We start from the raw sequence: 13,661 nt of genomic DNA, 5'->3' as shown, positions 1-13,661 counted from the left end.
TTTTTGTGCAGAAGTAAACCACCTCTGCATATAAATATACCAGGAAGTGGCAGCAGTGATAAAAAATTCCTGCCCTGAGGAAGGAGTGTACAGGATTTTGTTTTTGTGTAATTGGATTATTCCCAACCCCTTAAATGTTTTGCAATATTTGATGGATTTGGAGATAACATGCCCCCTTTGTACCGGCAACACCACAATGCACGGCAGCTACGACCGGCATGTACAGAACGATGATACGGTTGAGTGGAGAATCATATATAGGGTTAAGTGTGAAGCCTTCGGCAGGACACATGCGGTAATCCCAGATTTCATAATGCCGTATAAGCATTATTCAGTCTGTGAACGGCTAAAACTTCCGCTGGTGGCGGGATTTAAACGGCATATCTCAAAGGAGACCGATTTCTCTGATAACCTCCTCCGGCTCTTGGAGATGGAGGCGCCGGAGGGAAGCCTTGACAGACGGGGACCCCACACGTAGTAAAATGGAAATCCGATGTGGACATTAAACATTACATGTTTCCCGGAGCCGCCCCGTCGGTAATAAACCATAACTACGTGTGGGGTGGCTGTCAAGGCCCATGCCAGATATCGTACGCATAGCTTTACATAGAAAACCGGGGTTCGCGTGGACCTCGGTTTTCCTCTTTTATAATACTTTTCCCACCCGGTACCCCAGATAAGCGAAAAGGACGCCAAGTACTGCACTGGATAAAAGGTAAATTAAACACAGAAGAATTTTATTTTTGCGCACTAATTCGTTGGACTCCAATTCAAAGGTGGAAAAGGTGGTATAGGACCCCATAAAGCCGGTGCCGAAGAAAAAGAAAACCAGCGGGTGTACCTTGTTTTGGGCAGATAGAATACCTAAAAGAAATGAGCCGGTCAGGTTAGTCACAAAGGTGCCGAAGGGAAAGGCCGTGCGGTGTTTGGACTGTACGAAGTTGCCCAGGGTAAAACGGCAAATGGCTCCGAGAAAACCCCCGGCAGCCACCAGAAGTAATGTATTCATTAGCCCACATCCATCCTAACTTTCGGCCGGTTCCGGCTTCTCGAAAAGCCCGATGGCCAGCCGGATACCCGCCCAGGACAAGAAAAAACCAGCCACCAGACTGATTATTTGGTAGAACAGGGCAGTTATGTATTGTTCCTGCAAAATCAAATTCATGGTTTCCACCGAAAAGGTGGAGAAGGTGGTAAAGGAGCCCACGAAGCCCGTATTAACAGCCAGCAGGTAGTGCCGGGGCAAATTCCAGCGCAACAGGCTGCCGTAGGCCACAAAGCTAAGCAGAAAGCTGCCCAATAAATTTACCGTTAATGTACCATAGGGGAATATTGACACACTGAGTTTGTGGGCCAGGGTGCCGATGCCGTAGCGGCAAAGGGCACCGAAGATTCCCCCTATGCCCACTGCCAGAATATCCATGTTCATCACCTTACTTTACAATTACCACCGGGCATTTGGCCAGTTGTACCACCTTGTGGCTGACGCTGCCCAGGAAGATCTCTTTTATTTCACTCATGCCCTTGCTGCCCATGACAATTTCATCATAGTCCCCTTCAATGGATTTTTTAACAATGGTTTCCCCGATGTCACCCTGGGCGATGACATATTCTGCCCGGAGGTTTTTAATTCCCTCAAACAGTACTTCGTAGCGGTGGAAGACCGGGCGGGTTTTTTCTCCCACCAGTTTATAATACTCCTCCTGGTCCATACCCAAATAGTTAGCCATATCTACTGTAAATGGAATTACCGAGAAGACAGTTACCTCCAGGGGGATACCGGTGGCGGCCAGTTTAACCACATATTGCCCGGCCCGCAGGGCGTTTTCCGAATTGTCCACGGCCAGTAAAATTTTCATACAAACACCTCTTTACAAAGGGTTCTGTTTTTTGTATTACCATACCACGGTTTTTCTGATTTGGCAAAGGACGTTCGATAAAAAACGATAAAAAACATGACAAAAGTTTCTTGCCTAATAAACCATTTGTGATATAATAAGGTAAAATTGAACGGCGATGGAGTTCGCCTAACGCTGCGAAGCTGATGACTCCTACCCTTGTATGTACATGGGTAGGAGTTTTTTATTTACGGTAGGAGGAACAAGTCTGAAAGAAATTCTTTCATGACGTTTTGTGTCTCAAGAAAGGAATGGTTATAAAAATGAACCATTTTAGAGCAAACGGAGAGGAACTGCTGGCCTGCCTTGGCGAGTTGGCGGCGCTGGCCCGGGAAAGACAGCAACCTGGTCTAGCAAATTACCTGGAGCAGCAGGCTCAAAAACTCCGGGACAACCGGTTTCACCTGGTGGTGCTGGGAGCCTTCAAACGGGGCAAAACCACCTTTTTAAATGCCCTGCTGGGTCAGGATATTTTGCCCACAGCGGTGGTTCCCCTTACTTCCATTGTGACACTGCTGGAGTACGGAGAGCATTTACATATTCAGGTGGTCTTTAAAGACGGGGCTACCCGGTCAATTTCCCCGGAGGAACTGCCGGGATATATCACCGAGGAAGGCAACCCCAAAAACGAAAAAAATGTCCGTCACGTGCAGGTGAAGTACCCCTCTGATTACCTGAAGGATGGCCTGGTGCTGATTGATACCCCGGGGGTGGGGTCCATCTACCAGAACAATGATGACGAAACTTACCAGTATCTCCCCCAAATGGATGCGGCCATTTTCCTTTTAACAGTGGACCCGCCCATCAGCCAGGCGGAGACGGATTTTTTAGAGCGGATTAAACCCTACGCCGCCCGTACCTTTTTTATCCTGAATAAAATTGATTACTTGGACGAACAGGGGCTCCGGCAGGCCCTGGAATTTTCCCGGCGGGTGCTGGCGGAGCGGGTGCATTTGGACCGCCCGGTGCTTTGCCCCCTGTCGGCCCGGCTGGCCCTGCAGGGGAAAATCTCCGGCAGTCAGGAACTGCTGGAGAAAAGCGGGCTGCCGCAGTTCGATCGTAGCCTAAGGCAGTTTCTTATGGAAGAAAAGGGTCGGGCTATCCTGGAAGCTGCTGTTACCAAAGCCCTGGGAGCCGCAGCAGAACTGCAGCTTCATCTCAGCCTGGAGCTAAAGGCCCTGCACACTCCCCTGCAGGAACTGGTGGAAAAAATCGGTCAGTTTGACCGGGCCCTGGAGGAAATGCGGCAGGAGCAGCAGGATCACACCTTTATCCTGGAGGGGGAAATCAACAAGTTGCTCCGGGAAACCGAGGCAGCCATCGGGTCCTTTAGGGAAGAAAAAACCCGTGAACTACAGCGGGAGATTGACCGGCTTAATGAAGAAAAAACGAACCTTTCCGCCCGGGAACTGGCAGAAACCATCAAGCAGGCGGTCAATGAGCAAACAGAAAAGTTTTTGTCTGCCTGGCAGCCGGAATTAGAGAAGGAAACCATCAGAAAGTATGAGCAAATCGTCAACCGCTTTGTGGCTAAAACCAACCGCCTGCTGGATGATGTGGTGAGGCGGGCCGCCGAGATTTTTGCCATCCCGGTGGAGGGCTTCAGTAAATTGGAAATTGTCCCCGGCAAGGACCCGCTCTTTCTCTCTATCGGTGAAGAAATCAGTACTATGTTTTATGTGGACCCCATGAAGGTGCAGGTGATGCTGCCCCGCTTTCTCAGCGGGCCGGTGATTGTCCGGGAATTAAAAAGACGGGCGGAAGAACAACTGGATAAGAACTGCGGACGTATCCGGCACTACTTGGCCGAAAAGGTATGGCTCAGCAGCCAGCAATTTAAGCTGTCCCTGGAGGATAAAATCCGGGCGGCCAGTCAGGGCACCCGGGAGGCCCTGGAACGGGCGGTTACCCTGAAGCAGGCCAGTGAACCGGAGGTTCGGGTGGCGGCAGCGACACTGGAGGAAGCCGCACGGAAGTTGGATGAAATAAAGCATAAGCTGTTAACAATAAAGGAGAATATTAACACCATTACATAGGAGGAATCACCATGTCAAAAATTCAGCAAGTCATAGCCAGAGAAATTCTTGATTCCCGGGGAAACCCCACGGTGGAAGTGGAGGTAGTACTGGAAAGCGGGGCTTGGGGCCGGGCGGCGGTGCCCTCCGGTGCCTCCACCGGCACCCGGGAGGCTTTGGAACTGCGGGACGGCGATAAAGACCGCTTCCACGGCAAAGGGGTTCTCACCGCGGTGGGAAACGTCAACCGGGAAATCGCCCCGGAGGTCATCGGTCTGGATGCCCTGGATCAGCGGGGACTGGATCAACTGATGATTAAACTGGACGGCACCGAAAACAAGGAACGCCTGGGAGCCAATGCCATCCTGGGGGTTTCTCTGGCGGTGGCCCGGGCTGCGGCGGATTTTCTGGGGCTGCCCCTTTATCAATACCTGGGGGGCCTGGGAGCCTGGGAACTGCCGGTGCCCATGATGAATATTGTTAACGGCGGCCGGCATGCCGACAACATTATCGACACCCAGGAGTTCATGATTGTACCGGCGGGCTTTACCGATTACAAATCTGCCCTGCGGGCCGGGTCTGAAACCTTTCACAGCCTGAAGGCTTTACTCAAAGAACAGGGCCACAGCACCGCCGTGGGGGATGAAGGTGGCTTTGCACCAAACATCGAGTCCACCGAAAAGGCCGTTCAATTTATCGTGCAGGCCATCGAAAGGGCGGGCTACCGACCGGGCCAGGATATTTTCTTGGCCCTGGATGTGGCGGCCAGCGAGTTTTACAAAGAGGGCGGCTACCATTTTGAGGGCAAGGTTCTGGACAGCGGGGCAATGATCAATTATTACGAAGAACTCCTTAACAAATACCCCATTGTCACCTTAGAAGACGGCCTGTCCGAGGAGGATTGGGACGGCTGGGAAAAACTTACCCAAAAACTGGGCCACAAAGTTCAACTGGTGGGGGACGATATTTTTGTCACCAACCCGGCCATCTTCCGGCGGGGCATTGAGCGGGGCATTGGCAACGCCATTCTCATTAAGCTGAATCAAATCGGTACGTTAACCGAAACTATGGAAACCTGTAAATTAGCCAGGGACCACCGTTACCGCACCGTGGTCTCCCACCGTTCCGGTGAGACTGACGACACCTTCATCAGCGACCTAGTGGTGGGCCTGTCCTTGGGGCAGATCAAGACCGGGAGCTTAAGCCGGGGCGAGCGGGTGGCCAAATATAATCAACTGCTGCGCATTGAAGAGCAAATCCAAAACCCGGCCTTTGCGGGGCCTGTTCTGCTGAAAGAATTAAAGCGAGTTTAATAAGTGTGGTGATTTTGTGTTTAACATCATCCTAACCGGCTTAACCAGCCTGTTTACCGATATCGGCAGCGAAATGATTTATCCCTTAATCCCCCTCTACCTGGTCAGCCAGCTGGGGGCCACCCCGGCCATTGTGGGGGTGATTGAGGGGTTTGCCGAAAGCTTGGCCAGCCTGTTAAAGGTATTTTCCGGGTACTATTCCGACAAGCTGGGCCGACGCAAAAACCTGGCCATCGCCGGTTACAGCCTGTCGGCAGCGGCTAAGATTCCTATCATTTTTGCTGCTTCCTGGGCCTGGGTGCTGTTTGGGCGAGTGGCGGACCGCTTCGGCAAAGGCGTCCGCACCGCCCCCCGGGACGCCATCATCGCCGATGCGGCGGAGGAAGGGCAGCGGGGTCGGGCCTTTGGCCTGCACCGTGCTTTAGACACACTGGGGGCGGTGATCGGGGTGGCCCTGGCCTACCTGTTCTTCACCTCCTACCACGGCGACTACCGGACCGTCTTTTTCTGGTCCCTGGTACCGGCCATCCTCGGGGTGGGTATCTTATTCGGCGTGCGGGAAAAGGAGCCAAGGGCCTGCCCAAGAAAGTCTTGTCTCTCAAATGGTCGTCCCTGGACCGGCGGTTAAAGGGTTTCCTGGTGGTGGTTTTCCTCTTTGCCCTGGGTAACTCCTCCAACCAGTTCCTTTTGCTGCGGGCCCACGACCTGGGTTACTCGGCGGCGGATGTGATTTTGCTTTACCTGGTCTATAACCTGGTTTACGCCGCGGTGTCCTACCCGGCGGGGCGGCTGTCGGACATTCTTGGTCGGAGAACCCTGCTGGTAATGGGCTATCTCTTTTACGCCCTGGTTTACCTGGGCTTTGCCCTGGTGACCGAAAAACAGATGTTATGGTATTTGTTTGCCACCTACGGCCTGTATACCGGGGTCACCGAAGGGGTGGAAAAGGCCCTGGTGGCGGACATTGCCCCGACAGACCAAAAGGCCACCATGATGGGGCTGCACGCCACTCTGGTGGGTATCGGCCTGTTACCCGCTTCCCTGCTGGCCGGGGCATTGTGGAAGTGGTTCGGTCCCTCGGTAACCTTTTATTTTGGTGCCGTCACCGGTATACTGGCTGCCGCCGGGCTGCTGGCGGTGCTGGGGCAGTTGCCGGGCAACCGGAAGTTACAGGGCATGTAAGGTGGGATTATAAACAGGCATACCAGCAAGTGAGGTGAGTACGGTGAAAGGTAAAAACAGAAGCAAGGCTGAATTTTTATGCCAGTCTTGTGGGAGACCGGTGCCGGAAGCAAAGGTCCGGTACAAAAGCGGGCAAGTGCTTTGCCTGGACTGTTTTGAGTATCTTGACATCGTAGAACTCTGCCTGGAAAGCCTGCAAAGTAAAGCAAACGAGCAAGGGGCGGACCTGCCAACGGTTAGCCCAACAGAACAAAAAGAACGCTGAAGAAAATCCCAACAACCAGAGTAAGGGGGTCAAAAGCATGACAAAGGACATGATGAAAGGCCTGTTTGAACGGTTTAAGGTGGGAAATTTCACAGTAACTTTTTGGGACGGTGAGGTCTGCCGGTACGGGCAGGCACCGCCGGTTGTCAACATCATCTTCAAAAAACCACTTTCCTCAACCTTTAACCCGGACAGCCCGCTGCTGTCCCTGGGTGAAGCCTACATGGAAGGGGACTGGGACTTCACAGGGGAATTTGAAGAGATTATCCGTATCATTGAGGAAAACAAGGACCAGTTAAAGCCCGCCGGAATCACCGGAAAACTTACCGGCTTGTTTCAGACGGTGGCCGGTAAGCGAAAACAAAAGCAAAACATTGAGCACCATTACGATTTGGGTAATGACTTTTTCAGCCTGTGGCTGGACGAAACCCTGAGTTATTCCTGCGCCTATTTTAAACAACCTGACGATTCTCTGTACCAGGCTCAAATCAATAAGATTGACCACATTCTTAAAAAACTTCAGCTAAAGCCTAGCGAGCGCCTGCTGGATATCGGCTGCGGCTGGGGTTGGCTGGTGATCCGGGCAGCCCAACAGTATGGTGTCCGTGCCCTGGGCATTACGCTAAGTGACCAGCAATACGATGGTGCCCGGCAGAGGGTACGGGAATTAGGGCTGGAGGGGCAGGTAGATATTCAACTGGCTAACTACCTGGATCTTTCTGAGCGGGATTACCAATTTGACAAAATTGTCAGTGTGGGCATGTTTGAACATGTGGGGAAAGACAACATACCGAGTTATATGGACCAGGTTAACAATCTGCTGGTGCCCGGTGGGCTGTCACTGCTGCACACCATTACGGGCATGACCGAGGAACCGGTCAACGCCTGGATCGAAAAATACATTTTCCCCGGTGGTTATATTCCTTCCCTGCGGGAGATTATCGGGCTGCTGCCGGAATACCGGTTTCACCTGCTGCACGCTGAAAGCCTGCGGCTGCACTATGCCAAAACGCTGGATCACTGGTATGCCAATTTCACCCGCTGCTGCGACAAGGTGCGGGAAAAGTTCGACGAGTGGTTTGTCCGCATGTGGGGCCTTTATCTAAGGGGTTGCGCCGCTTCCTTCCGGGTCTCCGGGCTGGATATCTACCAACTGTTGTTCAGCAAGGGGTTAAATAACAGCCTGCCCATGGAATATAGCTTTATCTATAGGGACTAAGAACCCCAAAAAACTTAATAAAATCTCCGAGCTTATGGACCTGGTGTGAGTGGTCTGGCCCATAAGCCGTTAGGGTTTGTTTGGAAACGGACAGGCCTCCGGGAAGCAAGACTGGGTCTCCTGGCTGCTGTTATGGCTGGTTTCGGAGGGGCTATCTCAGAGGTGGGGCCTCCATGATGGTAGGGGGCAACCTGGTTATGGTAGCTGTTTTGGTGACCCAGCAATGAGTTACATAATTTCCAGTAGTAGAAGGTGCTTTAGCCATGAGTATAGATAAATTATCGAAACCCTTAGTAAGGTTTGTTGCGTCTTCTGTGGTTTTTCTCTCTGTGTTTACCGGGATATTTATAAAGCTTGCCGATGAGTTGAGGGAACAGGATTTATACCGGTTTGACTATCCAATTATTCAGCTGGTTCAATCGTATATCGACCCGCAGTTAACTGGTGTGATGAAGTTTTTTACTTTTATTGGTTCGGGCAAAGCATTGTGGTCTTGCTTATTATATCGATGTTCCTAATGGTTCGCCGGAAGAAAAATTGGGAAGCCGTTTTTTTGTTAACCGCAGCATCAGGTGGTGCCCTTTTTAATCTGCTGCTTAAATGGTACTTTCATCGAATCAGGCCAAGTATTCATCCCTTGATTAAAGAAACAGGATACAGTTTTCCCAGTGGCCATTCGATGGAGGCAATCATTTTTTACGGGATGTTAGGATACTTTCTTTGTTTGTTTTTTGAATCAAAGTTTCTGCAACGTCTCAGCGTAATGGGAGCGACCGGAATCATTCTTCTCGTGGGCTTAAGCCGTATTTACCTGGGGGTTCATTATCCCAGCGATGTGTTGGCGGCCTACGCCGCCGGTGGGGTCTGGCTGATTATCTGTTTAACAGGGTTGAAAATCATTGTAGAAGTACGGCAGCAGAACATCCGGCCCGGAGGGGGATATAGAAAAAATAATAATTGAATGGTAACTATCAAAAAATAGCACCTTTTAGGTGCCACAGTAAGGGGGTTGCAACAATGAGGGGTGTTGCAACGATTTATAATTAAAGCCCAAGGGTTTTGTTTAGCCTTTTGGCCAGTTCCAGATAAACTTCCTGGGCCGGAATTTTCCGCTCGGCCATTAGAACCAGCAGGTGATAAAGTAAGTCTGCTATCTCGCAAGAGATTTCCCGGGGACTACCGTTTTTGGAGGCAATGATGACTTCTGCCGATTCCTCACCGACTTTCTTACAAATCTTATCAATTCCTTGTTCGAACAGGTATCTAGTATAAGAACCTTCAATATCTTCTTCTTTACGGGTTAGGATGATCTCATACAATATGTCAATAATGGATGGTCCAATGTCATGTTGTTTTTGATTTTGTTCACGAATGGACACCGGGAGTCCCCCTCTCTATTTTATTGCGTTTCTTATACTTTCTTGATTCTGCAGATAGACTCCAGAAAACCGAGAGGATGATCAGAGACAAGAGCAACCAGCCGCCATATTCACCTAGATCATATTTTAAATTTAGCAAGTAGCAAGCAATTACGGATAGAATTGTTCCCAGAGCCAGTCGGAGGTCATCAATCAGGAGTCCCCATATTACTAAAAACGCCTTTTTCATTACTGATCCCTCCCTTTAACAGTGGCACAAAGGCTAAAGTATTTAATCTGGAATAAAGAAAAAATAAGCAAAACAGCGAGTACAACAAGAATGGACAAATCACCCTGCCACCATTCAATTCCAATTGCTTCTCCTACCCAGATTACCCCAAAGCAAGTTAGCATGATTCCTACCGCAAACTTTAGCATGTTTTCCGGGATCATGGATAAGGGCTTTTTGAGAAGGAAACCCAGTAAACAAACTAAAGCAATTGCGATTAAGGCACCGGCAACGGCAGAGGGCATGGAATTGGCCGCGACCCCGAAGGTAAGTACAATAAAGGCCGCCTCAAGCCCCTCCAGGAATACCCCGTTAAAAACAGTGGTAAAACCAAAAATATCAATACTTTTACCTTTTTCTACATGAGTTTTTTGTTTTTCTACTTCTTCCAAATAGGCCTTCTCCTCATCGTGCATCTCTTTTAAACCCGCATACCGGGCAATTGCCTTCCTGAGCCAGCGGACCCCGAAGAGTAACAAAGCAAGACCGATTACTAACTGGATGGTATGAAAGGGTACGAGTTTCACCAAGGGGTAGCCTAAGAGACCAACTAGTAATGCGAGAATTACAATTGCCGTAACCGCACCATAGATGGCTGTCTTCCAGCCCTTGGTGAACCCCACAGCTAAAAAAATCGTAAGGGCTTCAACAAATTCTACGGCTGTCCCGAGAAAGCTGGCTGTGACAGTATAAAAGTTCATCCTATTCACACTCCTTAGGTGGTAGTTTAATCGAATTAAATATCCTTGGATGTAGGATGGGTAGGAGAGAATTGCCCCTCCTACCCGGAGAAAGGCTGTTTAAGCCATTATTTTTTGAAAACCGCCATAATGGGGTAATGATCCGATGCGAAATCCGTTATGGGATTTTTAATGACCTCGTAGGAGACGGCTAAAGCTGACAGGGCTTTAGTGGTTAAAATGTAGTCCGAGCGAAAAGGTACAAATTCAGTCCCGGTAAAGTTTGCGGCAGGTACTGTTGTATCGCCGTGTTTTTCCAGTAAATGAGCGATGTCAACGAAGCCCGCCTGGTACAGTGTTTCTAAGGTTCTGCGGTCCACTTTTTTACCGTCCGGTTTGACATATCTGGCCCGGAAGTGGGATGGGAGATTATCCAAACCAACAGGATCAGGGTCATAGGGAGACACTGAATTAAAGTCCCCGGCCAGTAACGTGTATTGATCGGCAACGGCGTAATTGGTTAGGTAATAGACTTCTCTTAAACGAACATGGGGTCCGAAGGGGCAGAGATGTGCGCTGATGACAGTTACCGGCTGATCAAGGTTTGGAACATCAAGCTTGAGGATGGCAACCGCATGATGAAAGTGCACGGAATCAACTTCAAAGGATAACGGTTTAATTCCAGGGCCGATGAATACCCCGGTATTTTGGCCGGTGTGAGGAGCGGGAGCAATAAATCCTCTCATATTAATTTGGTTTTCCATTTCGTACATTAGCTTCATACCGTTTTGGGTAAAATTTTTGGCCTCCTGAATCAATAATACATCTGGTTTGATCTCGTTAATTAGCTTAATCTGAGCATTAAATCTCTTGCCATCGTTTCCATCAAAGCCCCCAAATAAGGTGTTGTAGGACATTACTTTCATCATTCTTCCTCCTCATTTTTTATATAGTCCGTTAGATTACATTAAAGGTGCCTGTAATCGCCGAGTACAGGAAATAGATTCCATAAATAACCAGCATGATACTGGCCATAAGATCAAGATATTTCGGCGGGATTTTCTCGAATATACCGGCTTTGCCAAGCAATAAGGCCACAATGCCGATAATACCCAGGCCGATTACAACACCTAGCGTGGCGGTGGCCATTCCCTGCTTTAATGCAATGGCTAACCATACCACAGCAATTTCAAGACCCTCGGCAAACATTCCCCAGGCGGCCACCGAAACCCCGGCCCAGTTAATGGGTTTAGCGATGTTTTTCCGTAGGACTGCAGTCGCACTTTCTCCGGCACCTGAACCACTTATCTCAACCCCCCTGTCAATGGAGGCTGCTCCTTCTCCCTTCTTGTGGGCGCTCCAGAATTCGTAGAATAACCATAAACCAAAACCCAGCAGCAGAACGGTGGAAACCCAATCCAGAATATGCATTGGGATTTTAGAACCGGCAGTGCCAAGGATGAAGCAAAGGATTGCCACAGCAACTGCACCTATGACAGAACCGAGAGCTGCGCTCCGCCAGCCATTTTTATAACCCACCGAGGCAATCACTGTAGAGGCGATGAACAGTTCTGTAAAGGTTACCTGTAAGGTGATGAGAGCACCAATCAATGAAATTTCCATTTTCCATTCCTCCTCAATTTCGTACTTAGAAGGCCTTTTGCCAAACCAGATAGGTTTACGTAACGGCACCACCTCTCTAAATATAACGATTGTTATTTTTGATAAATATATTATAGTTAAAAAATAAAATCAACCATTGTTTAAATAAAAAATAACAAATTTATTTGACATTAATAAACCATCGTTTTATATTGAGATCAAGAAGCTTTTAGGGGGGTCCTAAATGAACGACTGGCTACTGCTTGTTTATAAAATACCGTCGGAACCTACTAAGTTGAGGGCGGCTGTTTGGCGTAAGCTCAAAAATGTAGGGGCCTTTTACATGCAAAACTCCGTTTGTCTTTTACCAGATAATAAAGAATCGGAACGGTATTTCCGCCAGTTAAGAAAGGAAATAGAAGAGATGGGCGGGGAGGCATATCTTTTCCGAAGTCATTCAGTCGGAGCGGAGGAAAAGCTACTTAAACAAATTAACCAGGCAAAGGATGAGGAATACGCAGAGATCATAGATAAATGTGAAGATTTTTTAAAAGAAATCGAAAAGGAGATTAACGCAAGGCATTTCACCTATGCGGAACTGGAGGAAAATGAAGAGGATCTGGAAAAATTAAAAAAATGGTATAAAAAATTAGTGGCCCGGGATTTTTTAAACGCTAGCCTGCAGCAAAAGGCCGGAGAATTGATCATGAAATGCAGGGAACAATTAGACGAATTTAGTGATTTGGTCTTTGGACTAGAAGATAATGCCTAGCATTATTTCATGTTATAGTGAAGAAATTCTTATGGAGGGATACCTTTGATTATATTAAAATCAAAACAGGAGATTGCTATCATGAAGGAGGCCGGGAAAATTGTTGCCGAATGTCATGCAATTCTCTCAAGAAAGGTTAAGCCGGGTGTCTCTACACAGGAGTTAGACTGTGTTATTGAGGATTATATTCGCCAAAGGGGAGCCACGCCAAGTTTTAAGGGTCATGAAGGGTTTCCCTCCTCCATCTGTGTTGCCCCCAATGACGTCATATGTCATGGTATACCAGGCCCTGCCAGACTTACTTCGGGTGATGTCATTACCATTGATGTGGGAGCCTTCTATAAAGGGTATCATGCTGACTCCGCATGGACCTACGCCATTGGCGAGGTGTCACAGGATATGATCAACTTTATGGAGATTGGGCGGCAGGCATTGTTTGTAGGTATTGAGCAAGCGCAGCCGGGGAACCGGATTGGGGATATTGGTTATGCCATCCAAACCTATGTTGAAAGACAAAATATGGGGGTAGTTCGGGAATTTAACGGTCATGGTGTGGGTCAAAAATTGTGGGAAGAGCCGCCGGTACCTCATTTTGGTAAACCCGGGAGGGGTCCCTCCATTGAGGTTGGTATGGTCCTTGCCATAGAGCCGATGATTACCTTGGGTAGTTGGAAAGCCAGGATTGATCGTGATGGGTGGACCGCCAGAACCATAGATGGCAGTCTTTGTGTACAATACGAGCATACCATTGCCGTTATGGAGGATGGGCCAATAATCCTAACCCAGTTGTAACCGTTAAAAAGATGTTATAAGATCTGGCGTTATACTGGTTACGCCGGTAGCTTGTCTATCTAAGAATTATCTATAAAGACCAGCGGTAAATAGTCAATAGCCGATTCTATGAAAATTGGAAAAAAATTAATGTTAAAACAGCCTTCATACCTAAAAATGGCAATAACAAACTAAACCCGTTAATATTAAAAACGGATTTGAGAAAAGGTTATCTATCAAAAAGAGATTATATCAACTCCTTTTGCTAGCGTTATAGAGCTGATTGTTGCGCAGCAG

The 13,661-nt window shown here is 48.6% G+C and carries 18 protein-coding genes, 1 pseudogene and 1 riboswitch; of the genes and pseudogenes, 11 read left to right on the top strand and 8 right to left on the bottom strand.

What is annotated here, in order from left to right; translation table 11 throughout:
* Positions 1-55: 55 nt before the first annotated feature.
* Complete coding sequence (locus P378_RS04895) at positions 56-478, top strand: DUF6431 domain-containing protein (protein WP_099082474.1); 423 nt, start codon at positions 56-58, stop codon at positions 476-478.
* Positions 479-646: 168 nt separating this feature from the next.
* Here P378_RS04895 and crcB (P378_RS04890) read toward each other — a convergent pair whose 3' ends face one another.
* Genes crcB (P378_RS04890) through P378_RS04880 form a run of 3 tightly spaced genes read right to left on the bottom strand, consistent with a single transcriptional unit; the run spans position 647 to position 1,859 of the window.
* Positions 647-1,009, bottom strand: coding sequence for a fluoride efflux transporter CrcB (gene crcB, locus P378_RS04890; protein ID WP_099082473.1), 363 nt, complete (start codon positions 1,007-1,009; stop codon positions 647-649).
* Between the two features lie 15 nt (positions 1,010-1,024).
* Complete coding sequence (gene crcB / locus P378_RS04885) at positions 1,025-1,423, bottom strand: fluoride efflux transporter CrcB (RefSeq protein WP_099082472.1); 399 nt, start codon at positions 1,421-1,423, stop codon at positions 1,025-1,027.
* Between the two features lie 10 nt (positions 1,424-1,433).
* Positions 1,434-1,859 (bottom strand): universal stress protein, encoded by a 426-nt coding sequence (locus tag P378_RS04880; RefSeq protein ID WP_099082471.1) that lies wholly within the window; start codon positions 1,857-1,859, stop codon positions 1,434-1,436.
* Between the two features lie 144 nt (positions 1,860-2,003).
* Positions 2,004-2,061, top strand: a riboswitch (Fluoride riboswitch).
* A gap of 100 nt (positions 2,062-2,161) precedes the next feature.
* Here P378_RS04880 and P378_RS22765 point away from each other — a divergent pair.
* The 8 genes and pseudogenes from P378_RS22765 to P378_RS20975 all read left to right on the top strand — a co-directional run bounded on the left by P378_RS22765 (position 2,162) and on the right by P378_RS20975 (position 8,853).
* Positions 2,162-3,934 carry a dynamin family protein gene (locus P378_RS22765; protein ID WP_180260993.1) on the top strand — a complete coding sequence of 591 codons (1,773 nt, stop codon included), beginning with the start codon at positions 2,162-2,164 and terminating at the stop codon, positions 3,932-3,934.
* A gap of 11 nt (positions 3,935-3,945) precedes the next feature.
* Positions 3,946-5,226, top strand: coding sequence for a phosphopyruvate hydratase (gene eno / locus P378_RS04870; protein ID WP_099082469.1), 1,281 nt, complete (start codon positions 3,946-3,948; stop codon positions 5,224-5,226).
* Between the two features lie 16 nt (positions 5,227-5,242).
* Positions 5,243-5,854, top strand: a complete 612-nt coding sequence (locus tag P378_RS20990) for an MFS transporter (RefSeq protein WP_238472888.1) — start codon at positions 5,243-5,245, stop codon at positions 5,852-5,854.
* Positions 5,818-6,408, top strand: a complete 591-nt coding sequence (locus tag P378_RS20985) for an MFS transporter (protein ID WP_238472887.1) — start codon at positions 5,818-5,820, stop codon at positions 6,406-6,408. Before P378_RS20990 ends, P378_RS20985 begins: the two co-directional genes overlap by 37 nt.
* 43 nt (positions 6,409-6,451) lie before the next feature.
* Positions 6,452-6,673 carry a TraR/DksA C4-type zinc finger protein gene (locus P378_RS04860; RefSeq protein ID WP_180260992.1) on the top strand — a complete coding sequence of 74 codons (222 nt, stop codon included), beginning with the start codon at positions 6,452-6,454 and terminating at the stop codon, positions 6,671-6,673.
* A 37-nt stretch (positions 6,674-6,710) separates the two neighbouring features.
* The gene (locus P378_RS04855) at positions 6,711-7,892 is read left to right on the top strand and encodes an SAM-dependent methyltransferase (RefSeq protein WP_099082467.1); all 1,182 of its coding nucleotides are present in this window, start codon (positions 6,711-6,713) and stop codon (positions 7,890-7,892) included.
* Positions 7,893-7,991: 99 nt separating this feature from the next.
* Positions 7,992-8,089 (top strand): annotated as a pseudogene (locus P378_RS20980) (ABC transporter permease); the annotation flags it as partial.
* 311 nt (positions 8,090-8,400) lie between these two features.
* On the top strand, positions 8,401-8,853 hold the full coding sequence (locus P378_RS20975; protein ID WP_338013839.1) for a phosphatase PAP2 family protein: 453 nt from the start codon (positions 8,401-8,403) through the stop codon (positions 8,851-8,853).
* Between the two features lie 82 nt (positions 8,854-8,935).
* Here the strand turns inward: P378_RS20975 and hisE are convergent, their stop codons facing one another.
* From hisE to P378_RS04820, 5 genes are all read right to left on the bottom strand, one after another.
* Positions 8,936-9,271: a phosphoribosyl-ATP diphosphatase gene (hisE, locus tag P378_RS04840; RefSeq protein WP_238472885.1), complete on the bottom strand. Its 336-nt coding sequence runs from the start codon at positions 9,269-9,271 to the stop codon at positions 8,936-8,938.
* Positions 9,258-9,500: a hypothetical protein gene (locus P378_RS04835; RefSeq protein WP_073236443.1), complete on the bottom strand. Its 243-nt coding sequence runs from the start codon at positions 9,498-9,500 to the stop codon at positions 9,258-9,260. Before P378_RS04835 ends, hisE begins: the two co-directional genes overlap by 14 nt.
* Positions 9,500-10,240, bottom strand: a complete 741-nt coding sequence (locus P378_RS04830; RefSeq protein ID WP_099082466.1) for a COG4280 domain-containing protein — start codon at positions 10,238-10,240, stop codon at positions 9,500-9,502. Before P378_RS04830 ends, P378_RS04835 begins: the two co-directional genes overlap by 1 nt.
* A 107-nt stretch (positions 10,241-10,347) precedes the next feature.
* Positions 10,348-11,148 (bottom strand): endonuclease/exonuclease/phosphatase family protein, encoded by an 801-nt coding sequence (locus P378_RS04825; RefSeq protein WP_099082465.1) that lies wholly within the window; start codon positions 11,146-11,148, stop codon positions 10,348-10,350.
* A 28-nt stretch (positions 11,149-11,176) separates the two neighbouring features.
* On the bottom strand, positions 11,177-11,842 hold the full coding sequence (locus P378_RS04820; RefSeq protein WP_099082464.1) for a hypothetical protein: 666 nt from the start codon (positions 11,840-11,842) through the stop codon (positions 11,177-11,179).
* Between the two features lie 223 nt (positions 11,843-12,065).
* Here P378_RS04820 and P378_RS04815 point away from each other — a divergent pair, with 223 nt between their 5' ends.
* Together P378_RS04815 and map are read left to right on the top strand one after the other, a co-directional pair.
* On the top strand, positions 12,066-12,593 hold the full coding sequence (locus P378_RS04815; protein ID WP_099082463.1) for a Chromate resistance protein ChrB: 528 nt from the start codon (positions 12,066-12,068) through the stop codon (positions 12,591-12,593).
* A gap of 45 nt (positions 12,594-12,638) precedes the next feature.
* Positions 12,639-13,385, top strand: a complete 747-nt coding sequence (gene map, locus P378_RS04810; protein WP_099082462.1) for a type I methionyl aminopeptidase — start codon at positions 12,639-12,641, stop codon at positions 13,383-13,385.
* The last annotated feature ends 276 nt before the right edge of the window (positions 13,386-13,661 follow it).

The sequence above is a fragment of the Desulforamulus profundi genome, assembly GCF_002607855.1.
This window is presented reverse-complemented; position numbering and strand designations above follow the sequence as displayed.

Excerpts from the sequence above, each read along its gene's own strand:
- P378_RS04825 (WP_099082465.1), bottom strand. The coding sequence starts at position 11,148 with ATGATGAAAGTAATGTCCTACAACACCTTATTTGGGGGCTTTGATGGA.
- crcB (WP_099082472.1), bottom strand. The coding sequence starts at position 1,423 with ATGGATATTCTGGCAGTGGGCATAGGGGGAATCTTCGGTGCCCTTTGC.
- P378_RS04835 (WP_073236443.1), bottom strand. The coding sequence starts at position 9,500 with ATGAAAAAGGCGTTTTTAGTAATATGGGGACTCCTGATTGATGACCTC.
- crcB (WP_099082473.1), bottom strand. The coding sequence starts at position 1,009 with ATGAATACATTACTTCTGGTGGCTGCCGGGGGTTTTCTCGGAGCCATT.
- P378_RS04880 (WP_099082471.1), bottom strand. The coding sequence starts at position 1,859 with ATGAAAATTTTACTGGCCGTGGACAATTCGGAAAACGCCCTGCGGGCC.
- P378_RS20975 (WP_338013839.1), top strand. The coding sequence starts at position 8,401 with ATGTTCCTAATGGTTCGCCGGAAGAAAAATTGGGAAGCCGTTTTTTTG.
- P378_RS04820 (WP_099082464.1), bottom strand. The coding sequence starts at position 11,842 with ATGGAAATTTCATTGATTGGTGCTCTCATCACCTTACAGGTAACCTTT.
- P378_RS04855 (WP_099082467.1), top strand. The coding sequence starts at position 6,711 with ATGACAAAGGACATGATGAAAGGCCTGTTTGAACGGTTTAAGGTGGGA.
- P378_RS22765 (WP_180260993.1), top strand. The coding sequence starts at position 2,162 with ATGAACCATTTTAGAGCAAACGGAGAGGAACTGCTGGCCTGCCTTGGC.
- P378_RS04830 (WP_099082466.1), bottom strand. The coding sequence starts at position 10,240 with ATGAACTTTTATACTGTCACAGCCAGCTTTCTCGGGACAGCCGTAGAA.
- eno (WP_099082469.1), top strand. The coding sequence starts at position 3,946 with ATGTCAAAAATTCAGCAAGTCATAGCCAGAGAAATTCTTGATTCCCGG.
- P378_RS04815 (WP_099082463.1), top strand. The coding sequence starts at position 12,066 with ATGAACGACTGGCTACTGCTTGTTTATAAAATACCGTCGGAACCTACT.